Annotated in this window: 15 protein-coding genes, 2 tRNA genes, 2 rRNA genes and 1 other RNA gene; 2 read left to right on the forward strand and 18 right to left on the reverse strand. The window is 42.1% G+C overall.

The window, feature by feature from the left end; genetic code table 11:
- Positions 1-5: 5 nt before the first annotated feature.
- The 7 genes from RT761_RS12840 to rbsK all read right to left on the reverse strand — a co-directional run bounded on the left by RT761_RS12840 (position 6) and on the right by rbsK (position 7,941).
- A complete protein-coding gene (locus tag RT761_RS12840; RefSeq protein WP_218111820.1) occupies positions 6-992 on the reverse strand; it encodes an adenine nucleotide alpha-hydrolase family protein in 987 nt (328 codons plus the stop codon).
- Positions 989-2,971, reverse strand: coding sequence for a S1 RNA-binding domain-containing protein (locus tag RT761_RS12845; RefSeq protein ID WP_218111821.1), 1,983 nt, complete (start codon positions 2,969-2,971; stop codon positions 989-991). Before RT761_RS12845 ends, RT761_RS12840 begins: the two co-directional genes overlap by 4 nt.
- Positions 2,972-3,012: 41 nt before the next feature.
- A non-coding RNA gene (ssrS, locus tag RT761_RS14390) (6S RNA) lies at positions 3,013-3,169 on the reverse strand.
- A gap of 66 nt (positions 3,170-3,235) precedes the next feature.
- Positions 3,236-5,002, reverse strand: coding sequence for an aspartate--tRNA ligase (gene aspS, locus RT761_RS12850; RefSeq protein WP_218111822.1), 1,767 nt, complete (start codon positions 5,000-5,002; stop codon positions 3,236-3,238).
- Positions 4,986-6,272, reverse strand: a complete 1,287-nt coding sequence (gene hisS / locus RT761_RS12855; RefSeq protein WP_218111823.1) for a histidine--tRNA ligase — start codon at positions 6,270-6,272, stop codon at positions 4,986-4,988. Before hisS ends, aspS begins: the two co-directional genes overlap by 17 nt.
- A gap of 57 nt (positions 6,273-6,329) precedes the next feature.
- The gene (locus RT761_RS12860; RefSeq protein ID WP_218111824.1) at positions 6,330-6,992 is read right to left on the reverse strand and encodes an MgtC/SapB family protein; all 663 of its coding nucleotides are present in this window, start codon (positions 6,990-6,992) and stop codon (positions 6,330-6,332) included.
- Complete coding sequence (gene rbsK, locus RT761_RS12865; protein ID WP_218111825.1) at positions 6,985-7,941, reverse strand: ribokinase; 957 nt, start codon at positions 7,939-7,941, stop codon at positions 6,985-6,987. Before rbsK ends, RT761_RS12860 begins: the two co-directional genes overlap by 8 nt.
- Before the next feature lie 563 nt (positions 7,942-8,504).
- On the opposite strand from rbsK, the gene purH reads away from it, so the two are divergent.
- The gene (gene purH / locus RT761_RS12870; protein WP_218111826.1) at positions 8,505-10,055 is read left to right on the forward strand and encodes a bifunctional phosphoribosylaminoimidazolecarboxamide formyltransferase/IMP cyclohydrolase; all 1,551 of its coding nucleotides are present in this window, start codon (positions 8,505-8,507) and stop codon (positions 10,053-10,055) included.
- A gap of 44 nt (positions 10,056-10,099) precedes the next feature.
- On the opposite strand, the gene RT761_RS12875 is transcribed toward purH, so the two are convergent.
- Entirely contained in the window at positions 10,100-11,674 is a 1,575-nt protein-coding gene (locus RT761_RS12875) for an FGGY-family carbohydrate kinase (RefSeq protein WP_218111827.1), read from the reverse strand.
- A 286-nt stretch (positions 11,675-11,960) separates the two neighbouring features.
- Between RT761_RS12875 and RT761_RS12880 the strand changes: the two genes are divergently transcribed.
- Entirely contained in the window at positions 11,961-12,431 is a 471-nt protein-coding gene (locus RT761_RS12880) for a Mut7-C RNAse domain-containing protein (RefSeq protein ID WP_218111828.1), read from the forward strand.
- Positions 12,432-12,546: 115 nt separating this feature from the next.
- Here the strand turns inward: RT761_RS12880 and RT761_RS12885 are convergent, their stop codons facing one another.
- The 10 genes from RT761_RS12885 to RT761_RS12930 form a co-directional block, all read right to left on the reverse strand.
- Positions 12,547-13,740 carry a phosphoglycerate kinase gene (locus RT761_RS12885; RefSeq protein ID WP_218111829.1) on the reverse strand — a complete coding sequence of 398 codons (1,194 nt, stop codon included), beginning with the start codon at positions 13,738-13,740 and terminating at the stop codon, positions 12,547-12,549.
- A 16-nt stretch (positions 13,741-13,756) separates the two neighbouring features.
- The gene (locus RT761_RS12890; RefSeq protein WP_218111830.1) at positions 13,757-14,191 is read right to left on the reverse strand and encodes a CBS domain-containing protein; all 435 of its coding nucleotides are present in this window, start codon (positions 14,189-14,191) and stop codon (positions 13,757-13,759) included.
- 33 nt (positions 14,192-14,224) lie between these two features.
- Positions 14,225-14,908: a rhomboid family intramembrane serine protease gene (locus RT761_RS12895; protein ID WP_218111831.1), complete on the reverse strand. Its 684-nt coding sequence runs from the start codon at positions 14,906-14,908 to the stop codon at positions 14,225-14,227.
- A 70-nt stretch (positions 14,909-14,978) separates the two neighbouring features.
- Positions 14,979-16,127 (reverse strand): radical SAM family heme chaperone HemW, encoded by a 1,149-nt coding sequence (gene hemW, locus RT761_RS12900; protein ID WP_218111832.1) that lies wholly within the window; start codon positions 16,125-16,127, stop codon positions 14,979-14,981.
- On the reverse strand, positions 16,124-17,932 hold the full coding sequence (lepA, locus tag RT761_RS12905; protein ID WP_218111833.1) for a translation elongation factor 4: 1,809 nt from the start codon (positions 17,930-17,932) through the stop codon (positions 16,124-16,126). The genes hemW and lepA overlap by 4 nt, the downstream gene beginning before the upstream one ends.
- Positions 17,933-17,936: 4 nt before the next feature.
- Positions 17,937-19,499, reverse strand: a complete 1,563-nt coding sequence (murJ, locus tag RT761_RS12910; RefSeq protein WP_218111834.1) for a murein biosynthesis integral membrane protein MurJ — start codon at positions 19,497-19,499, stop codon at positions 17,937-17,939.
- A 126-nt stretch (positions 19,500-19,625) separates the two neighbouring features.
- A 5S ribosomal RNA gene (gene rrf, locus RT761_RS12915) occupies positions 19,626-19,742 on the reverse strand.
- 57 nt (positions 19,743-19,799) lie between these two features.
- A 23S ribosomal RNA gene (locus tag RT761_RS12920) occupies positions 19,800-22,810 on the reverse strand.
- Between the two features lie 130 nt (positions 22,811-22,940).
- Positions 22,941-23,016 (reverse strand) — tRNA-Ala (locus RT761_RS12925).
- A 36-nt stretch (positions 23,017-23,052) separates the two neighbouring features.
- Positions 23,053-23,129 (reverse strand) — tRNA-Ile (locus tag RT761_RS12930).
- Positions 23,130-23,176 lie beyond the last annotated feature (47 nt).

The following is a 23,176-nucleotide window of genomic DNA, read 5'->3' on the forward strand; positions in this document are numbered from 1 at the left end:
CTTGTTCATATTTTAATCCAATAATCGACAACCTGAAAGGTCCGAAGCTTTCGATTGGTTGATGGCATCCATTGAAATGAAACTGGTTGAACAAAGTCTGGTTGAATTTTACCATTTTCAATCCAATACCGGGAATCGAAGTTGTGATACAGGCCAAGATTAGCACGTAATACCAAGGTAAGAGGCCACTCGACCCAGGTTATGGTATCGATTTCTTCGATGTCATTTAATCTTTGGGAAATCATTGATTTTAGTTTTGGATTGGGAGTCGGTTGGAGATTAATCAGGGCTTGATTCTTTTGTAAGGGTCCAACGATTTTAACATTAGCAATATCGCTTTTAAACTCTTCTTGTTGGATTGTTTTTAATAAAACCTGGTTGGCTTTTACAACTGCCTGTCCATGAACATTTGCTGCTAGAGGTTTATAGAGATGTTTTAAAACACAACCCTCTCGAAGGCTATTTTCGCCTATTCGTCGGATGGGAACATTCATGATCTGGCAAGTCTGAAATATTTCCTGCTTGGAGAAGTCAAAAAGAGGTGAATAGGTGTTTCGAACAATTTTAACACCGCGGACTCCCCAACTATCACTCTGATTTGCCCCACCAATTATCAGCGTTTTTTCTCCAAATTTTTTTTGAAGATTTTCTAATTTGGCTTTTCGCGTGCAGAGATTACAGGCAGGTCCACGGCTTACAACCTCTTCAATTATATTTTTTCCGGGAAGATACCGGTGTGAGACATGAAGAGAGGTAATAAGAAAATCGATATTTTCTCGGGCATGATAGGGAAAATACTCTCCCCAATCAACAGTACACGCTTGTACTTTTTCTCTCCCCAGAGCTTTTAACGAAAGGAAAAGCGCAAGCGTACTGTCGACCCCTCCAGAAAATGCCACTACAACTCTTTCATAGCTTTTTGCTACATCTTGTATTTCATGAATAACACTTTGGATCCGTTTCTCAAAATCAACATCAACAGCTTCTATCATGAATTATTTTTCATATTATTGAGAAGATCATTAAAAGTATCTCCAAAAACATCGCCCAAGGTGGTTCTGCCGTTGGTTTGACTCGGTGGTTGTTCCTTTTTGGGCTTATCTTTTTCACTTTCTTTCATTCTTTCTTTTTCTTCATCTCGAGGGAGTGTTTGCTTGATACTCAGACCAATTTTTCTTTCTTGGTCATCCAGCTTAATAATCTTCACATTGACTTCTTGATTCTCTTCAATCACTTCCGAGGGAGAGGAAATTCTTCTATCAGATATTTCCGAAATGTGAACTAAACCATCCCATCCCTTTTCTAATTCGATAAAAGCTCCAAAATCAACAATTCTGACAACTTTGCCAGGATGAACGCTTCCTACTGGGTATTTATTTTTTATTTCGAACCATGGATCGGGAAGGATTGCTTTTCGGCTTACCACAATCCTTTGCTCTTCTGGCTGAAATTCAATAATTTTAACTGGAAGAGTCTGACCTTTTTTAAGCAGCTGACCGGGATGTTTAACCGATTCCCAATCTAATTCCGAAAGAGGGAGAAGAGCTTCAACATCAGGTATCAGCTCAATAAAGGCTCCAAAATTCATTAATCTCTGAACATTCCCATCAACCGTATCTCCAACCTTCCAAAGGTTATGAGCTTGTTCCCATGGATTTTCTTTCATCTGCTTTAGGCTTAAAGTAATTTGGCGGTTTTCAGGATCGACTTCGACAATGCGGGCATCAATTAGTTGATTCCTGCGTAAAATTTCGCTGACTCGATTTACTCGTTTCCAGGATAGTTCTTCGATGGGTATCTTTCCCTCAACACCATCTTCAATTTCAACAATGGCACCCTTGGGGTTGATCCGCTCTACTCGCACTCGAGCAACACTGTCAACTGGGTAAGTTTCATCAACTGAAAGCCATGGATCCGGGTGGATTTGTTTTAAACCAAGCGATAAACGTTTCTTTTCTTTATCGATATCGAGGATTCGAGCATCAACCATATCCCCGATTTTAACCGCTTCCTGTGGATGTTTAACATATCCCCAGGATATATCAGAAATATGAACCAGACCCTCAACTCCCTCTTCAGTTTCGACAAATACTCCAAAATCCTTAATGGAAATGACTTTGCCTTGAACAACATCTCCAACTTTTATTTTTTCTTCTATGTTTTCCCATGGATCGGGTTTAAGGCGTTTCATACTTAATGATATTTCTTCTTTATCAGGGTCCCAGCCTATTACTCGAATATCGATTTCATCGCCTTTATTGAAAATATCTTCTAATTTACCGATTCTTCCCCAAGATATCTCTGAAATATGCAGCAATCCATCAATACCACCTAAATCAACAAAAGCCCCAAAACTGGTGATATTTTTAACAATCCCTTTTCGAGTTTGACCAATTTCTAGAGTAGCTATGGTTTCTTGTTTCTTTTTTAATTCCTCTTCTTCGATGATAACCTTATGGGATACTACTACATTCCGTGTTCTTCGATCGGCTTCAATGACTTTTACTGGTAAGGTTTTATCAAGATATTCATCTAAATTTTGAGGAACCTTATCAACACAGGATGCAGGAAGGAAGGCATTCACACCAACATCAACGGTTAACCCCCCTTTTACCTTTTTCAATACTTTTGCCATAAGGGGTTTTCCGCTATTCATGCTTTCTTCAATGTCAATCCAAGCCCCTCGATACCGGGCTTTTTCACGAGACAACCATACATAACCCTGATCATCAAACCGATTAACAACTACCCAGATTTCTTCTCCTTCTTCGGTGTCATTAACGACTTCTCCTTCACCGTCAGTGAGCTTTTCTTTAAAAGGAAGAATTCCTTCCGCCTTATAATTAATATTGACAAAATAACCCTCTTCTCCCTTTTTAATAACCTTTCCTTTAATCAGCTCACCGGGTCTGATTGGATGGATGTTTTCGATGTCCTCGTGAAGCATCTCAAGGTTTTTGTTTTCTTCCACAGTGGAACACTCCTTCCTCCGGGTTTCCTTCTATCACAAATTATAGCCCCACATTGTGGTGTGCCATCTGCTTTGATCCTTGCCCTCAAAAAAAGTGGGTGCCCTCTCCTGCAAACCACAGTTTGCCGGAAGATTGACTCCCAGGGAAAGGATGTTGGGTCAAAGCCAACTATGGCATCACCTGCATAGCAGGGCTACAAACCCAAATCACCTTTTTGCTAAATAATAACATAACCTGTATAGCATTTCAAATTCAATTCCACATTAGGAACCATCCTTCGTTGATCTGGGTTCCTTCTTTTTTTTCAACTGTATTCCTAATACCATAAGTTGGTCATCGGAAACCGGAGATGGAGCACCCGACATCAAGCAGGTCCCCTTCTGGGTTTTGGGAAAAGCCATGGTTTCACGAATAGAGCTTTCACCGCTCATGAGCATCATTATACGATCCAGTCCCAAAGCTATACCTCCATGAGGAGGACAACCATATTGAAGGGCTTCAATAAAGTAACCGAATTTCTGCTGAATTTCTCCTTCACTTAAATTGAGCAACTGGAATATTTTCTCTTGCAAATCGGACCGGTGAATTCTGATGCTTCCCCCGCCTATTTCAAAACCATTGAGAACAATATCATAGGCCTGGGCTTTGACTTTGCTGGGATCGATATTTAATTGATCCAATTGGTCCAAAAGAGGAGCTGTAAAAGGATGGTGCATCGAATCCCATCGGTTTTCTTCAAGATTCCATTCGAAAAGCGGAAAATCATGGATCCAACAAAACTTAAACTGATTCTGGATGAGGTTGAGTTCTTCGCCCAGATTTACTCGCAGATTTCCCAAAAAAGCAAGAACCTTTGGTCGATCGCCCCAGGCAATGAGCAAAAGCGAATCTTCTTGAAATGGATATTTCTCAATAATTTTTCTCCAGGTTTGCTCAGCAATTTTATTTTTTAAAGGCGAAGTCCCTGCTTCATTGGCGAACTTTATATAGGAGAGAGAAACTCCGGCATTTTTAGCCATTTGAGAGAGAAGGTCAGCTTTTTTTCGTGAGAAACCTTTCCAATCTTGAAGAAACAACCCATTCCAGGAATCGGTTTTTGAACCTACTTCAATATTCCCTTCTAACAAGGACGAAAGATCATCAATGGTGCAGGTAATCCTAAGGTCTGGTTTATCGCAACCATAACAATTCATCGCTTCATCATAACTCATTCGGGGAAAGGGGGCTTCTAATTGTATTCCTAATACTTCATAAAATAAATTTTTCATCATGGTTTCAATTAATTCAAAAATATCTTCCCGTTCAACAAAGGACATCTCTATGTCCACTTGGGAAAACTCTGGCTGACGATCAGCGCGAAGGTCTTCATCACGAAAACACTTAGCAATTTGAAAATACCTATCGTAACCAGCTATCATCAATATTTGTTTAAAAAGTTGAGGTGATTGGGGAAGCGCATAAAAGTTCCCTTCATTCAAACGACTGGGCACCAAAAAGTCACGAGCTCCCTCAGGAGTGCTCTTGGTTAAGAATGGGGTTTCGACTTCAATAAACTGCCGTTCAGAAAGATAGCGGCGGACCGACTGACAAACCTGATGGCGAAGCATTAAATTTTTTTGCATTCTGGTTCTGCGAAGATCTAAATATCGATAGCGCAGTCTCAAACTTTCGTCGGTCTCGTTTTTCTCTTCAATTTCAAAAGGAAGAGGTTTCGATTCGGAAAGAATAATAACTTCAGAAACAGCCACTTCGATTTCTCCGGTGGGTAACTTTAGATTTGCCAAACCTTCAGGCCGAGCTCGAACTATTCCTTTTACTTGGAGAACAAATTCACTTTTCACTGAATTGGCATGTTGGTAGATCTCTTGCTGGTTGGAATCAATCACCAGCTGAGTTAAACCCCACCGGTCCCGAAGGTCAATAAAGATAACCCCACCGTGGTCCCGACGACGGTTAACCCATCCAGCCAGAAGTACCTCTTTGCCAATATCTTCCTTGCGTAATGCCCCACAATTATGTGTTCTTAACATTTTGGTATGCCTCCAGCAAATCACCAATTAGAGTTGTTTGAGAAACTACTTTTTGTTCCCCAGATAACATGTTTTTTAAAGTATACGTCTTGGTCTGATATTCGTTTTCTCCAGCAATGATAATAAAAGAAGCGTCCATTCGCTGAGCATTTTTAAAATGGTATTTCAGGGATTTATCTGAAAAATCTAAATGAAAGGGAATTGAATTTTCGTCAAGAACGATAGAAAGCCGTAATAAAACATCTTCTCCCTGTTGATCAAGAGGAGATAAATAAATAAATGGTTTCTGGAAAAATGCTTTTGATTCGCTCTGTTTTTGCAAAAGGAGAATAATTCGTTCCATCCCGGCAGCAAATCCGACCCCCGGGATGCCTTTTACTCCTAAAGCATCAGATAAATTATCGTATCGGCCTCCTCCTCCAATGGCATTTTGGGCTCCTAATTCTTCGGTCTTCATTTCAAAGGTAGTTTTTATATAATAATCAAGACCTCTTACCAGATAAGGATTAATAACCGGGTGGATTTGAGCGCTTTCGAGAATTCCGATTACGTGGTTTTGATGAGTGAGACAGTCATCACAGAGAAAATTTTGGATAATCGGGAAACTTTCACTATGAAGGATATTCTGACAAGATGCATTTTTACAATCCAGCACTCTGAGAGGATTGGTCTCAATACGGTTGGAACAATTTCTGCAGAATTGGGCTGCTTGGTTTCGCAAAAAATTTTTTAAAGCTTCCAGATATTGCGGTTTACATTTTTTACATCCCAAACTATTGATTTCTAAACGGATATTTTTTAATCCAATTTTTTTATATATTCGATCAGCCAAAAGAATAATCTCGGCATCGGCTGCCGGACTTTGAAATCCGATTGCCTCAAATCCAAATTGGTGAAACTGCCGCATTCGACCAGCTTGGGGTCGTTCATAACGGAACATGGGTCCCATATAAAAATATTTCATCCGAGGATTGTGGATATGGAAGCTCTGTTCGAGATAGGACCTCATGACCGGTGCCGTTCCTTCCGGTCGGAGGGTTACACTGCGGCCTCCCTTATCAAGAAAGGTGTACATCTCCTTTTGGACAATATCGGTTTCCTCTCCTACCCCTCGAGCAAAAAGCTCAGTCTGTTCAAAAAGAGGTGTTCTTAATTCGATATAATGAAAATGAGCTGCCTCTTTTCTGACAATATTCTCGACGTGATACCAAATAAATATTTCCGGATCTCCGATATCCTTTGTTCCTTTAGGTAAAGTAATTTTTTCCATTTTTTCTCAAGTTTTCCTTCTCGTTCTTTAAATTATCTTTATTTCAATATAAAGCGCTTAATCAACTTCAACCTCTTGGACCGCATCTAATTCCTGAAGTGCACTCAAAACCATGGTTAAAGAGAGGTGGGCAGGGAGGTCTAACCAGAGGTAACATCTCATCAAATTTAATCCCTCCCGAAGCATTTTTATGTTTTTTATGCTTACTTCCATTTCTCCTAATTTTTCCCCAATTTTTCCAATTGTTCCTGGGGTATCGAATATCAAGACTCGGATTAAATGGGCTCCTTTAGTTCTTAATCGCTGTTCAAAGAGTTCCAATAAAGCCAATACTGCCATAATCAATAAAACTGATAAGAGAGCAGCAAAATAAAGACCAACTCCAATAGTAATGCCAACTCCACATACCGCCCACAAGCTGGCAGCCGTTGTCAATCCTTTTACTGAAGGTCCAAAACGGAAAATTGTCCCCGCCCCAAGAAAACCAATTCCACTGACAATTTGTGCCACAATGCGGGAAGGGTCAGAACCCATTTTCCCAAAGCCATAAATCGATACTAAAGTTATTAAAGCTGAACCGATACAAACCAATATATGAGTCCGCAGACCTGCTGGTTTTTCTGCTTTTTCACGCTGATAACCAATAAGTCCACCTGCCATAAAAGCCAGTATCAATCGGAGAAAAATCTGAATATTTTCATCAAAGGTTAGATTAAACATCGAAGTATCGAATTTCACCCGCGCCTTGAATTGAATAGAAACTATCAATATCCCGCAAATAAGGAAGAGCACTCTGAGCGCCAATTCGAGTACAGGCAATAGCACCGGCATTATTTGCCAATTGAAGAGTTGTTACCCAATCCAATCCTTTGGATAATCCATAAGCCAGACCAGCATTAAAAGCATCACCCGCCGCAGTGGTATCCTGAACATCAATTTTTCTGGGAACCAAATGAATACATCGATTTCCAGAATCACTGGCTAATGCTCCTTTTTCTCCCAAAGTAATAACCTTACGAGATGGACATCTTTTATCCAAGGTTTTCAATGCTTGCACGCCATCCTCAATGCTTCGTATCTTAACCCCGCTCAATACTTCAGCCTCATATTGATTAGGGGTGATAACGTCTTTTTCAGTCAGGACTTCAATAGGAAAAGGTTGAGCGGGTGCCGGGTTAAGAATGACTTTAACATCGTTCTCGTGAGCTTTTTGGATCGCGCTCTTTACCACACTATGGGGTACCTCGAGTTGAAGTATGAGATAATCACATGTTTTAAAAAGCTGGGAAGCATTTTCTAAATCGTCAACTGAAAGTTTCATATTTGCTCCGGGCGCAACTAAAATTCGGTTTTCTCCTTTGGTATCGATAAATATAAAAGCCAAACCTGAATGAGTTAAAGCTTGCTTGGTGACAAAATTGAAATCAACATTTTCTTGCTCCAAATTCAAGCGAAGACGAGCTCCAAAATCATCATCTCCAATTTTACCAACCATGTACACCATAAGCCCTAACCGTGCACAAGCTATGGCTTGGTTATTTCCTTTTCCACCGGGCAGCATAGTGAATTGACGGGCAAAAAGGTTCTCCCCGGTCTCAGGCATTCGATCAACTTTCAAAATCATATCGATATTCAAACTTCCAACAATCAATATACGAGAACTCATCATTTTTTTCACACACCTCATTCCAAAACCGGTCGTAAAATATATATAATATTACTCAAGTTAACCCTGAACGTCCAGTTTTTCAACGAAATTCATAATTTTTATTTTGAAAAAGGGTTGCCATGGAAGGTTATCATTCTGAGGAGCATATTATGCGCCGTGAGAATCTCATTGAGCCATTCTTTCATTCTGAGGAAGGTAGCATTTACCGGACATGATAAGCATCTCATTTATACCAATTCCACAATATCACACATAATAAAAGATGACTGAAGAGATTGCCACGACCTCAAAAAACCAGGTCTTGCAATGACGACTCAAAATTCCTTCTCCCTTGATGGAAGGATGAGGGTGAGTTCTTTTCATTCATCATTCGCTATTCACTACTCGCAACTCATCTCTCGTGTTCACCGTATAAATGGAATTTAAAATTGAGCTCCTCGAAAGAAGAATTTCTCTTTTTGAATGAAAACATTATAATAACCAATAAACTATCTTCATAATAAATTGAAAAACCTAAACAAACGGTTTTTTCGATAAACTTACCAAAAAATGGAGGTAACAGCATGATACCGATTAAGACCGCTTTAATTAGTGTTTCAGACAAATCCGGCTTGGCTGATTTAGTCGCTTTCTTTTCGAAACATAATATTTCCTTGATTGCTACCGGTGGAACTGCAAGATTCATTCGTGATTTGGGCTATCCAGTCAAAGAGGTTTCAGAAGTAACCGGTTTTCCTGAAATATTAGGGGGTCGGGTAAAAACTCTTCATCCTATTATTGAAGGTGGAATTTTAGCCCGTCGCGATCTTGAGGGCGATATAAATGATCTCAACACCCACAATATCAACCCGATTGATTGCGTCGTTTGTAACCTGTATCCTTTTGAACAAATGATGGCTTCAGGAGAAACTGCTTTGGAAAAAGTAGTTGAGGAGATCGATATTGGTGGAATTACTCTCCTTCGGGCTTCGGCAAAAAATTTCAAACATGTAGTCATCCTATCCTCTCCCGAGCAATATCCTTCATTTATGGAAGAATTAGAAAAAAACCATGAACACTTCCCTTCCCATTTGTCTGGACAGTATGCTATTCAAGCTTTTCTAAAAAGCTCGGAATATGATTCTTATATCGCCAATTATCTATCTCAACTGATGGATAATCAAACCGATGATTTCCCTTCCTATATTTCCATAAAAATGAAGAAAAAAAATTCCCTTCGCTATGGAGAAAATCCTCATCAAAAAGCTGCACTGTACGAAGACCTTTCCCTAGATCGTCAAGGCTTTATGAATGCTTATCAGCAATTTGGCGGGAAAGAGCTTTCTTTCAATAATCTTTATGATACCCAGGCAGCCTATTCCTTGGTTCGGGAATTTACTCAACCAGCAACGGTTATTGTGAAACATAATAATCCCTGTGGAGTGGCAGTCGATCCAGTATTAACTCAATCAGCAACCAAAGCCTTGGAGTGTGATCCAGCATCAGCTTTTGGCGGAATCATCGCTTTTAATCGAACCGTAGACCCCGAGACAGCAATGGTTTTTAAGAATTTATTTATTGAAGTAGTTATTGCTCCTGAATTTCAACCTGAAGCACTGAAAATTTTCGAAGCAAAGAAAAACTTGAGAATTTTAAAAGCTCCTTTAAGTAACCCAGCAGAATATGATATTAAAAAATTGGATGGCGGTTATCTGGTTCAGAATCCTGACCGGATTAGTTATGATCCCAATCAATTAAAAACCGTAACCAACCTCTCCCCCTCCGATCAGGAAAGAGAAAGCCTTTTGTTTGGATGGATAGTAGCCAAACATACCAAGTCCAACGCGATCATTCTTACTAAAGGGTTGCAAACCGTAGGAATTGGAGCTGGTCAAATGAGTCGGATTGACTCTCTAAAAATTGCCTGCATAAAAGCCGAGGGAAAGGAAGTTGGATCGGTTTTGGCCTCTGATGCCTTTTTCCCCTTTCCAGACGTTGTTGAGGCTGCCGCCGAGCATGGGATAACAGCAATTATCCAACCTGGAGGGTCAATTCATGATCAGGATTCAATCGATGCCTGTAATCGCTTAGGTATTGGTATGATCTTTACCGGAATTCGCCATTTCCGACATTAAAGGAGTGAGGAGCGAAAGAAAAAAGAAAAATTCCGCCCGGTTACTTAATGGGACCGAGCGGAATTTTGATTGCGGTTAACACGAGTAGAAATTTCGTGCATTAAATCTTTCATTGAGAAATAACTCTTGATATATTTATCATAGTAAAAACGATAGATTTCATAGTTTTCTTTAATTGGGTAAATTTGTCCGGATATTTGTACCATTTTCAACGTCGCATCAGGAATGTTATTATAAAACCCAGCTCCAACCGCTGCGTATATTGCTGTCCCCAAGGTGCTGGCCTCCTCAACTGTCGTTAAATAGATCGGAACATTGGTTACATCAGCATGGATCTGCAACCACAGTTTGCTCCGGGCTCCACCACCGCTGGCATACATTTCCTGAACATCAAAACCATCTTGAGCTAAGACTTCAAGAATATGGAAAGTCCCATAAGCTGTTCCTTCATACATCGCTCTCAGCACATGGGCTTTGGTATGGCTCAGGGATAGACCCCATAAAGCTCCACGTGCTAACGGGTCCTGATAGGGACTTCGATTCCCCTGGAAATTATCAAGAACGATCAATCCATCAGAACCAGGAGCCACCTGGGCAGCAATTTTATCCAAAACATCAAACAGGCTTTCTCCGATATCACAAGCTTCTTTACATTCCTGGGCAGCAAAATTATCACTAAACCATTTGATAATCGAACCAGTGGAGCTCTGCCCACCTTCCAAAATCCACATATCCGGAAGAACCGCTCCCTGGTAAGGACCCCAAATTCCTTTACTGAATATTGGCGTTTCCGATAATGCCATATGACAGGTTGATGATCCGATCACTATGGCTAATCGTTGAGGATGGACTACATCTAACCCAACCATTGCAGCATAAGCATCAATTCCACCTTGTATAATAGGAATCCCTGGTATGAGACCAAGTTCATGAGCAGCCCGTTTGGTTAACTCACCCACCGGTTTTCCTACCGGAATGATTTCGCGGGGCCATTTTTGGAGAACTTCTTCAAAATTTAAATCTCTTAAAAGAGATACCGGCCATCCATCTTCAGTAGGACAATAATTCCACTTACAAATGGCATTGTTCAGCGATGTTACCCAACGATCGGTAAGTTTATAAACCACCCAGTTTTGACATTCAACGATAAAATCAGAATTGGCAAATATGTCTGGTAAGTTCTCTTTAAGCCAAAGAGCTTTCGGAATCATCCATTCCGGTGACTCGTGGCCACCTGCGTATCTTAAAATCGGATTCTCAGTGGCATTAATCCTCGCTGCTTGATCAAACGCTCTCACATCCATCCACATAATAGCTCGGTATTTGGGGTTCCCAAAACGATCTACCGGTAATACGGTGCAAGAGCTGGCACTAACACTGATTGATGCAATATCTTCAGGTTGGATTTCTCCCTCATAGATACAACGTCGAACGGTATCCTGGACTGCCTTCCACCAATCGATAGGATCTTGTTCGGCCCATCCTGGACGGGGATGGTATTCGGGATAGGAGTAAAAAGAAAGTGCAACAACATTTCCTCTTAAATCAAATATACCACTGCGCAAACCTTGTGTTCCAACATCAATGCCAAGAAAATAAGGCGCCTTGGTTTCTGCCATAATATGACCCTCCGGATTTCCAATCTCTAAAAAACCGTGAAAAAATAACTTGTTCTTATCCGTATTAAGGCTTTTAAACCATTTTACCAATTATGACACACTTCAAGTGAGTTTGAATACTTTTTTTGGATTTTTTTATGAGCTATTATTCATACCAATAATTCCCATTTCTTGATATTATTATACATAATATTTAAAAACAGTTTTTCTGTTTTTTTAAATGGGGTCTAAAGAAGTTTGTGTTGGTTGTCAACAAACAGGAAGTCGCAAAAATTGGTAGGAATAAATGAGTAACAACAAATTTATTGCTGATTGTATGTTAGGAAAGTTAGCCCGCTGGTTGAGAATTCTCGGTTTTGACACCCAATATGTTCGTTATCTCGCTGATGCACAATTACTGGCTCAAGCCCGATATCAAAACCGGATTTTATTGACCAAAGACACTCTGCTGTATAAAAAGGCCAAAAACCTTGGATATTTGGTCAGATCGGTAACCGTCGAAAAGCAAATTAACGAAATTTTGCATCATTTCCAACTTCATCCTCATCTGTCTTTAACCCGCTGTCCACATTGCAATATACCATTAGAAATTCCCTCTCAAAAGGCTCAAATCCCCTGGGCGCCACTCTATGTTCTTCGCAGTTTTTCCGATATAAAGGTATGCCCTCGGTGCAACCAAACTTTTTGGCCTGGAACCCATTGGAAGAATATAATAAAAAAATTAGAATCCCTCGATCTTGGTTTTGATGAAAAATAAAACCCTCAAATCCCTTTTTAGAATTTGAGGGTTTTCAGTTATACAAAATTATTTATTTTTATTAGGTCCTTCATTGTACCAACCCATAAAACATCACGGTATTTGTGAAGAGAAATTACTTGTTTTGAAGAACCTCAACACCAGGCAACTTTCTCCCTTCCACAAACTCTAACGAGGCACCACCTCCGGTTGATATATGAGTAATGGCATCAGCCACACCAGCTTGGTTTATGGCTGCGATTGTATCTCCTCCCCCAACCACGGTCACTGCTCCACTTTGGGCTACTTTTTTCGCCATTTCTACTGTTCCGGTGGAAAATGGTTCAACTTCAAAAAGACCAACCGGTCCATTCCAAAAAATGGTCTTGGCTTTCATAATTGCTTGCCCAAATTTCTCAATAGTTTTGGGACCAATATCAAAACCACCCATATTCGCCGGCATTTGATTCCATGCAACCACCTGAACGGGAACTCCCTCTTTTCCCTCTGATGCCACAATAAAATCATCAGGTAATATAAAATCGACATTTTTTTCTTTCGCCATATCCATAATCTTTTTGGCTTCTTCCAGCATACTCTCTTCAAGAAGCGAGGTACCAACTTCATACCCCAAAGCCTTAATAAAAGTATAAGACATGCCTCCACCAATAAGGAGAACATCGACCTTCTCAATCAGTTTTTGTATCACACCGATTTTACTCGAAACTTTTGCTCCACCTAAAATTGCCAAGAAAGGACGAACTGGATGATTCAACTTCTCACCAAGAGACTCCAATTCTTTTTCCATGAGGAATCCTGCATAGGCGGGTAAAAAGGCGGCAACACCAGCTGTTGAAGCGTGTGCTCGGTGGGCGGTTCCAAAGGCGTCATTAACATAAATATCGGCTAAGCTTGCTAATGAACGGGCAAATTCTGGATCGTTTGCTTCTTCCTGGGGAGAGAATCGAACGTTTTCCAGTAAAAGAACCTCACCATCTTTAAGCCCGTTAGCCATTTGAGTAACCGATTCACCAATACAATCATCAGCTTTTTGCACTTTACGTCCCAAAAGCTGTTCCAGTTTTAAAGCAACCGGATTCATTTTGAGCTCTTCTTTAGGTCCACCTTTCGGTCTTCCCAGGTGCGAAACGAGTATAACTCGAGCTCCGAGTTCCAGCAAAAAACGAATAGTCGGTAAGCTCATGACAATACGAGTGTCATCAGTGACTTCGCGTTTTTCATTCAGAGGAACATTAAAATCTACCCGTACTAAAACTTTCTTGCCTTTTAATTGATCTTGAGGGATGTCTCGAATGGTTTTTTTGTCCAATTTTTACAACCTCCTCTTATTTGTTTTCTAGCATAACCTGGAGTAATTTCGTTTTACTCAACATTCCAACAACTTTACCCATCCGTACCACTGGAACTGATTCTAAATCTGATTGAAGGAAAAAATGAATTGCGTCTTCTTCAGTTTGGCTTACTTCAAGAAATTCGCTTTTTTCCGATAAAAATTCGGAAACTTCTTTATCAAAAACTTCTCTCATTTTCTTTCGGAATTCATAAAAAGATAAGATTGCGCCTCCTATTTCTTTTTTTACTTCGCTTTGAATGTAATTAAAAAAATCAGTTCCAGAAAAGTAACCAACTAAGTTTTGTTCCAGATCTACTACCGGAACTCCAGAGAGTTTTCTGCGATTTAAAAACTGAATTGTATCTCCAACGGTATCGAAGTCATTGACCGTTGGAGCTTCTGGAATCATTATTTCTTCTATAAACAAGTATCTTCCTCCTCAAACATTCGAATTCATTTTTTACCAATAATGGGTTCGATAATATCGGTTCGAAACTATTTTACACCATAACATGCCTAATAAAAAACCTCCAATGTGAGCAAACCAGGCAACTCCTCCTTTTGAACTCATACCCAACGAGGTTAAACCGGAAACCACCTGGAGAAGTATCCAAATTCCTAAAACTAAAATAGCTTTCACTCGCACGAATGTAACAAAAAAACCAAAAATGAGCATGACAACAACTCTTGCTCCAGGGAAGAGTATGAGATAGCCTCCCATCACTCCAGCAATAGCACCACTTGCACCTATTGTTGGTATAGTTGACGAGGGAAAAAGAAGAGCATGAACCAACCCGGCAAACATACCACTAATAAGGTAAAAAATAAGATAATGAAACCGTCCTAAAAAATCCTCCACATTATTTCCAAAAATCCACAAATAGAGCATATTTGAGCCCAGGTGAAGGATGTTTCCATGCAAAAACATTGAACTAAACAAGGTAAACCAGGGTGTAACGAAAGACGTACTGAGCTCACCCCTACCCCACAGAGAAGCTGGTACCAAACCACCGTATTGAAAAAACGGTTCCAATCTGTGACCAAGTAAGATTTCAAATAAAAATATAAATATATTAATAACGATTAAAATAACCGTGATGAATGGAAATTTCCTGGTGGGTAACTCATCTCGAATGGGAATCATAATATAAAAATATCATATTCATAAGGACTTTGCACTGTTTTTTATGTGTCAACGGTCTTTTTGTATTCGGTTAATCTAAGATCTCAAGGAATAATTGGTTAGCAATTAAAGTCCCCTTGGATGTAAGAATCCACCTTCCCGTCTTCTCTTGAATAAAATGACTTAGAGCAAAATTCTCAAGAAGAGCAAGTTTCTCTTGAACCATATTTTCTGGGTAAGATTGAAATAGTTTTTCCGTTTCAAACCCTTCGCTCATTCTCAAGGCGAGAATTATCTCTTCCGCTAATTTTTGTTTAAGGGTAAGAATGTCTTTGTTTACCACTGGAGATCGGCAATTTTTGATTCTTTTTTGATAGTGACTCAACGTCGAGGCATTTTTCATTCTGATTCCTTTTAAATAAGAACAGGACGATACTCCCAAACCCAAATATTCTTGATTTCGCCAATAGGTAAGATTGTGAAGACATTCATATCCAGGTTTGGCAAAATTTGAAATTTCATATCTTCTATATCCACATTTCCGTAATGCTTGCTGTGTCCATCGGTAGACTGATGCTTCCCAGTCTTGTCCAGGAAATAAAGCGAAGTGATTTTTATAAAAAACTCCCAAGGGCACCCGATGACTTAGGGTAAGGTTGTAGAGAGAAAAATGAGGGGGTTGATACCTGAATAGATATTCTATTTCTTTTTTCCAATCAGAAAAAGTTTGAAAGGGAAGACCGTACATCAGATCGAAACTCCAGTTCAAAAACAAACCAGTGTCAATTATATCTTTTAGAAGGTTATGAACTTCTTTTTCCTGATAAGTTCTCCCTAAAAAAAACAAAAATCGGTTTTGAAAACTTTGAATTCCTAAACTGAGACGGTTTACTCCTAAATGAGCAAGCTCACGAATTTTCTCTGAATTCAAGGTTCCAGGATTCGCTTCCATGGATACTTCAATCGATTCAGAAAACCGAAAGTTTTGACCAAGAAACGATATAAAATCATTTAAAATTTCGGATGGGACTAAAGATGGGGTCCCCCCACCGAAATAAATGCTCTTTAAAACAATATTTTGAAGATTCTCCTTCTCTACTCGTATTTGAATCTCTTGAACGAGAACTTTAAAATAATCAGAAATAGCTTCCGACTGATGATAGGGATAGGAAACAAAATCACAATAACGACACTTTTGAATACAAAAGGGAACATGAATATATAAAGCAATTTCTCTCATTGTTCTTCAGTTTGTAAAACGGCTAAAAACGCTTCCTGGGGAAGGCTTATTTTGCCTACCGCCTTCATTCTCTTTTTCCCTTCTTTTTGCTTTTCTAAAAGTTTTCTTTTCCGGGTAATATCTCCACCGTAACATTTTGCTAATACGTCTTTTCGTAAGGCTGCCACATCTTCTCGAGCAATGATTTTTCCACCAATAGCAGCTTGAACTGAAACAGTAAACATCTGCCGAGGAATTAATTTCCTCAAACGGGTCACCAATTCTCGTGACCGACGGGCAGCATTTTCTTCGTGACTGATAAAGGATAATCCATCAACCTTTTCCTTACTCACTAAAATATCCACTTTAACCAGATTGGAAGAGGCATAACCAAAAAATTCATAGTCCATGCTTGCATATCCACGACTAACCGATTTAAGACGGTTATAAAAATCGAAAAGAATTTCAGCCATGGGAAGATGGTAACGTATAATCACTGTATTTGGATCCAGATAAGTCATGTCTTGTAAAACCCCTCGCTTGGATTGGCAGAGGTCCATAACCCCTCCAATGGCGGTAGATGGAGTTATAATTTTCATTTCGACAATTGGTTCCTCGGCCTCTTCAATTTCTCCGGCAGAAGGGAAATCCCGAGGAGATTTCACCTCAATAATCTCTCCATTTTTTGTCAAGACGTGATAAACTACGTGAGGAGCAGTCGCTACCACTTCAATGTCAAATTCTCGCTCGATACGTTCTTGTATGATTTCCATGTGGAGTAAACCTAAAAACCCACAGCGAAAGCCGAATCCCAAAGCCTCAGAGACATCGGGTTCAAACATCAAAGAAGCATCGTTGAGCTGGAGCTTTTCCAATGCCTCTTTTAAGATTTCATATCCCTCGGCATTTATCGGATAAAAACTACAAAAAACCATCGGTTTTGCCTTTTTGTAGCCCGGCACGGCTTGAGAAGTTGGATTGATCGCCAAAGTTATCGTGTCTCCGACTCGGCAATCCTGAATAGCTTTTATATTACAAGAAATATATCCAACCTCACCTGGCCCAAGAGATTCAATCTCTTTCATGTCAGGATTAAATATACCTATTTCTATCACTTGGTATTTTTGTTTATTCGAATAAATCATTATTTCAATACCTTTATTAATGAGACCTTCAAAAATTCGTATAAAAGGCAGAACCCCCCGGTAGGAATCATATATCGAATCAAATACTAAAGCCTTCAGAGATTTTTTCGCCTGACCCTGAGGTGGTGGAATGAAATCAATTACTTTTTCTAAGAGTTCTTCAACCCCCTTCCCCAATTTAGCACTCACTAAAGCTATAGGGAGGTGGTCAGGGCCAAGGACATTCTCAATTTCTTCACAAACTCGATCGGGGTTGGCTGAGGGAAGATCTATTTTATTGATGACTGGCAATATGGCTAAGCCTTCGGCTAAAGCAATGTTGGTATGAGCTAAGGTTTGTGCCTCAACGCCTTGGGTAGCATCGATAACCAATATTGCTCCTTCGCAAGCCGCTAAACTTCTTGACACCTCATAACTGAAATCGGCATGACCGGGAGTGTCGATCATATTAAAAACATAAGAAGAATTCCGCTGAGAAGAAAAATATTCTAATCTCACTGCTTTTGCCTTGATAGTAATTCCTCTTTCTCGCTCTAAATCCATCCGATCCAATACTTGATCTCGCATTTTCTGTTTAGGAATAGTATGGCATAAATCCAAAATACGATCAGCCAAGGTTGATTTTCCGTGATCGATGTGAGCAATTATACAAAAGTTTCGAATTGATTGATTCTCTGTCATATCTTTAACCCTTTCCAACCAGCTTTCGAAGCATAAAAGACCAAATTGATTTCCCTTCTTTCAATCCCATAAGTTGAGATAGTAAGACATAGATTAAGCTAAAAATAATTAATGAAATCCCAAAAAAAGCCAGCAACGATAGCGTGCTCTGTAGGTTTTGCACAACAGGAAGGATTCCCCAACAGAGTCCAATAAAAAAAAGATTTAGAATGACTATTTTGACCAACCAAGAGTAAAAGGTACGGTCTTTTTCATAAAAGGCATGTTTTCGTTTAAGAGAAAAAAATAACCAAATACAATTAAACACTGCAACCAGAGCAGTTGCTAAAGCTAAACCACTAAAACCTAAATAACGAACCAATATTAAATCTAAAATCACATTGATGCCTACCATAATAACACTGATTCGAACTGGCGTCACAGTATCTTTGAGTGAATAAAAGGCTTTGGTGATAACATGATTCATCGAGAAGAAAACCAGTCCAGGAACGTAGAACAAAAGACTCTGGGCAGTCATTTGAGTGGCTACAGAGTCAAACATCCCCCGTTCATATATGAGGCGGATTGCTTCATTGCGAAATATAGCGAGATAACTTGTAACAGGGATCATAATGAATAAAACCAATCGGATTCCTTGGGTAAAAGTATTGTTCCATTCCTGAGGATTGTTTTTAAAAACCAACTGTGACAGAGAAGGAAGAATCGCCGTTGAAAGAGCGATACCAAAAATTCCCAAGGGGAGCTCTAATAAACGGTCAGCATAGTAAAGAGCGGATACGGCTCCTTCTTGGCAGGTTGAAGCAATAATTCGATCGACTAAAGTGTTCAACTGACCAACTGCCAAAGCTAAGGTAACCGGCAGCATGAGTCGAATCACCTCACGAAACCCTGGATCGTGCCAAAATTTTCTAAAAAAACGGAGAACATACCCTTTTTTATAAAAGGGATAAAGTTGAATAACAAATTGACCAACACCGCCAACCAGCACACCGATTGCTAAAGAATACGGGCCGGCATAGGCTCTGAGCAGCAAAAGAGTAAGAATCGTCCCAGCATTAAAAAAAACCGGTGCTATCGCTGACCAACTGAAAATGTGAAGGGTGTTCAGTATTCCCATGACCAAAGCTGACCAGGATATGATGAGCAAGAAGGGAAACATAATGCGAGTCATATTAATAGCCATTTGAATTTTATCCGGTTCGGAACGAAAGCCGACTCCAACCATTTCAACAATCCAAGGTGAAAAAGTCATTCCTATCATACAAACAACTGATACGACCATAGTAAGACCAGTGAATATTGAATAAATAAACTTTTGGGATTCTTCGTGGCTTTTTTCTGAATATTGAGAAAATACCGGAATAACCGAAGTACTGAGAGCTCCCTCTGCAAACAAGCGCCGAAGCAGGTTTGGTATGGTGTAGGCAACAAAAAACACATCAGTTACCCAAGAAGCTCCAAACATTGAGGAAACCAGGATTTCCCTGATGAGTCCAGTGATACGGGAAAGAAATGTACCAGCTCCAACTACCGCGGCATTTCTTATCAGTGATCGTTCTTTAACCATGCTCTCATTATATACGAATCATATTATTCTTGTTAACTCATAACCAAAGTAACATTGATGATATATTCAAAAAAATAGGGCTGAAGATCATCTCTCCAGCCCTATTTTTGTCATTCTCATATTAGCTCCCGGCAGCGTCCTACTTTCCCACCCAGCTGCCCAGGCAGTATCATCGGCGTTGGAGGGCTTCACTTCCGGGTTCGGAATGGGACCGGGTGTGGCCCCTCCGCCATGGCCACCGGGAAACGTGCTAAAATCTGTCAGGAATACCTGGTGTCTATTTGAAATGATGAGTGCAATGCGGTCAAGTCCTCGACCGATTAGTACTCCTCAGCTCAAGATGTTACCATCTGTACACTTGGAGCCTATCAACCGGGTCATCTTCCCGGGGTCTTACCTGGTTACCCAGTGGGATATCTGATCTTGGGGTGGGCTTCGCGCTTAGATGCTTTCAGCGCTTCTCCCTTCCGAACACAGCTACCCAGCAATGCCCCTGGCAGGACAACTGGAACACTGGAGGTTCGTCCATCCCGGTCCTCTCGTACTAGGGACAGCTCCCCGCAAATATCCTCCGCCCGCGACAGATAGGGACCGAACTGTCTCACGACGTTCTAAACCCAGCTCACGTACCGCTTTAATGGGCGAACAGCCCAACCCTTGGGACCTACTTCAGCCCCAGGATGCGACGAGCCGACATCGAGGTGCCGATCCTCCTCGTCGATGTGGACTCTTGGAGGAGACCAGCCTGTTATCCCCAGAGTACCTTTTATCCGATGAGCGATGGCCCTTCCACTCAGAACCACCGGATCACTAGGCCCGACTTTCGTCTCTGCTTGAAGTGTCCCTCTCGCAGTCAGGCTCCCTTCTGCCCTTACACTCGACGCACGATTTCCAAACGTGCTGAGGGAACCTTAGGGCGCCTCCGTTACATTTTAGGAGGCGACCGCCCCAGTCAAACTGCCCGCCTGACACTGTTCCCCTTTGGGATTCACCAAAGCGGGTTAGAACCTGGATAGGCCAAGGGTGGTATCTCAAGGATGGCTCCCCGGAAGCTAGCGCTCCCGGTTCACCGCCTCCCACCTATCCTGCACAGGGTATATCCGGATTCAATATCAGGTTACAGTAAAGGTTCACGGGGTCTTTCCGTCTAGTCGCGGGTAACAAGCATCTGCACTTGTAATGAAACTTCGCCGAGCTCCCCGTTGAGACAGCGCTCCAGTCGTTGCGCCGTTCATGCGGGTCGGAACTTACCCGACAAGGAATTTCGCTACCTTAGGACCGTTATAGTTACGGCCGCCGTTTACCGGGGCTTCGGTTCAGAGCTTCGCTCGAAAATTGCTTTCCAAGCTGACCCCTCCCCTTAACCTTCCGGCACTGGGCAGGCGTCAGACCCTATACATCGCCTTGCGGCTTAGCAGAGTCCTGTGTTTTTATTAAACAGTCGCCAGAGCCATTTCTCTGCGACCCCTGCCGGCCTGTGAGGGCGAACCTCTCAACCGGTATGGGGCACCCCTTCTTCCGAAGGTACGGGGTTAGATTGCCGAGTTCCTTAACGGGGGATCACTCGCGCGCCTTGGAATACTCTTCCCACCTACCTGTGTCGGTTTGCGGTACGGATACCGCCGTTCTCACTAGAGGCTTTTCTTGACAGCATGGGATCAACCAGTTCGCTCCCGTAGGAGCTCCCCGTCACCTCTCGGCGTTCTCGAGGAAAGGGATTTGCCTCCTTCCTCCGCCTACCGGCTTAGACAGCGACGTCCTTCACGCTGCTGGCCTACCCTTCTGTGTCCCCCCATCGCTACAAACGATTGGCGGTAGTGCCGGAATGTGGACCGGCTGCCCATCACCTACGCCTTGCGGCCTCGGCTAAGGATCCGACTAACCCTGAGAGGACGAGCCTTCCTCAGGAAACCTTAGGTTTACGGCGGAGAGGATTCTCACCTCTCTTCTCGCTACTCATGCCGGCATTCTCACTTGGGATACCTCCATGGGTCCTTACGGTCCCACTTCGACGGCCTACCCAACGCTCCCCTACCAACCAGCGTATGCTGATTCCGCAGCTTCGGCAGCAGACTTGAGCCCCGTGAATATTTCGGCGCAACACCGCTCGACCAGTGAGCTATTACGCACTTTTTAAAGGATGGCTGCTTCTAAGCCAACCTCCTGGCTGTTACGGCAGTGTCACCACCTTTCCCACTTAGTCTGCGTTTGGGGGCCTTAGCTGGCGGTCTGGACTGTTTTCCTTTTGACAACGAAGCTTATACCCCGCTGTCTGACTCCCAGGCGTTGAGGAGAGGTATTCGGAGTTTGGTTGGGTTTGGTAGGCGGGTAAGCCCCCTAGCCCATCCAGTGCTCTACCCCCTCTCCTTTTGCCTGAGGCTAGCCCTCAAGCTATTTCGGGGAGAACCAGCTATCTCCAGGTTTGATTGGCCTTTCACCCCTATCCACAGCTCATCCAAGCAGTTTTTAACCTACACTGGTTCGGACCTCCACGGGGGTTTAGCCCCGCTTCATCCTGGCCATGGATAGATCACCTGGCTTCGGGTCTACAGTGACTGACTGATGCGCCCTCTTCAGACTCGGTTTCCCTCTGGCTTCGTGGGGAAAACCCACTTAACCTCGCCAATCACCGTAACTCGCCGGCTCATTCTCCAAAAGGCACGCAGTCAGGCGGACTCGGACTAGGTCCGGATCATCGCCCTTCTACGTTTTGTAGGCATACGGTTTCAGGTTCTATTTCACTCCCCTCCCGGGGGTCTTTTCGCCTTTCCCTCACGGTACTGGTTCACTATCGGTCGTCAAGGAGTATTTAGCCTTAGGGGGTGGTCCCCCCAGATTCCCACGGAATTCCACGTGGACCGCAGTACTTGGGAGCCAACTCAAGAGATACCGCTGGTTTTGCCTACCGGGCTTTCACCGTCTTTGGCGAGGCTTTCCAGACCTCTTCGACTACCAGGGTATTTGGTGACTCTTGGGTGGTGCCGGACACCACCACAGTTGGTCCCACGACCCCGTATCCGCAACGCTTCCGGGCTTGACACGGATACGGTTTAGGCTGTTCCCGGTTCGCTCGCCGCTACTTCGGGAATCACGGTTGTTTTCTGTTCCTCAGGGTACTGAGATGTTTCAGTTCCCCTGGTTTGCTTCCTCAGTGAAGAGGATGCTGGAGGTTGGCTCCAGCGGGTTGCCCCATTCGGAGATCTCCGGATCAACGCTCGCTTACAGCTACCCGAAGCTTATCGCAGTTGGCCACGTCCTTCATCGCCACTTGACGCCAAGGCATCCACCGTACGCCCTTTCTTAACTTGACCGCAAAATCCTAAAATTCTTTTTGATCAGGTTTAACAAAAGGTTTGATTGATTGAAGTGTATTCCTGACAGATTCTATTCGGTTTTCAAGGTGCAAAACATCTTTATTTTTTGAAAATAATGAAACCTTTTTGGTGGAGATGACGGGATTCGAACCCGTGGCCTCCACGTTGCGAACGTGGCGCTCTCCCAGCTGAGCTACACCCCCGACATAATCATTTTGCCGAGTGATAAGCATTGATCATGGTGGGCCTATCTGGAGTTGAACCAGAGACCTCACGCTTATCAGGCGTGCGCTCTAACCATCTGAGCTATAGGCCCAAACTTATATCTCAAAAAAAATTCCGCCTACTCCCAACAGTTCTCCT

The sequence above is a fragment of the Atribacter laminatus genome, assembly GCF_015775515.1.
Lineage (GTDB): Bacteria > Atribacterota > Atribacteria > Atribacterales > Atribacteraceae > Atribacter > Atribacter laminatus.

Bases quoted from the DNA above. Each gene is read 5' to 3' on its own strand.
- RT761_RS12840 (WP_218111820.1), bottom strand. From the start codon at position 992: ATGATAGAAGCTGTTGATGTTGATTTTGAGAAACGGATCCAAAGTGTT.
- aspS (WP_218111822.1), bottom strand. From the start codon at position 5,002: ATGTTAAGAACACATAATTGTGGGGCATTACGCAAGGAAGATATTGGC.
- hisS (WP_218111823.1), bottom strand. From the start codon at position 6,272: ATGGAAAAAATTACTTTACCTAAAGGAACAAAGGATATCGGAGATCCG.
- RT761_RS12860 (WP_218111824.1), bottom strand. From the start codon at position 6,992: ATGTTTAATCTAACCTTTGATGAAAATATTCAGATTTTTCTCCGATTG.
- rbsK (WP_218111825.1), bottom strand. From the start codon at position 7,941: ATGATGAGTTCTCGTATATTGATTGTTGGAAGTTTGAATATCGATATG.
- purH (WP_218111826.1), top strand. From the start codon at position 8,505: ATGATACCGATTAAGACCGCTTTAATTAGTGTTTCAGACAAATCCGGC.
- RT761_RS12875 (WP_218111827.1), bottom strand. From the start codon at position 11,674: ATGGCAGAAACCAAGGCGCCTTATTTTCTTGGCATTGATGTTGGAACA.
- RT761_RS12880 (WP_218111828.1), top strand. From the start codon at position 11,961: ATGAGTAACAACAAATTTATTGCTGATTGTATGTTAGGAAAGTTAGCC.
- RT761_RS12895 (WP_218111831.1), bottom strand. From the start codon at position 14,908: ATGATTCCCATTCGAGATGAGTTACCCACCAGGAAATTTCCATTCATC.
- hemW (WP_218111832.1), bottom strand. From the start codon at position 16,127: ATGAGAGAAATTGCTTTATATATTCATGTTCCCTTTTGTATTCAAAAG.
- lepA (WP_218111833.1), bottom strand. From the start codon at position 17,932: ATGACAGAGAATCAATCAATTCGAAACTTTTGTATAATTGCTCACATC.
- murJ (WP_218111834.1), bottom strand. From the start codon at position 19,499: ATGGTTAAAGAACGATCACTGATAAGAAATGCCGCGGTAGTTGGAGCT.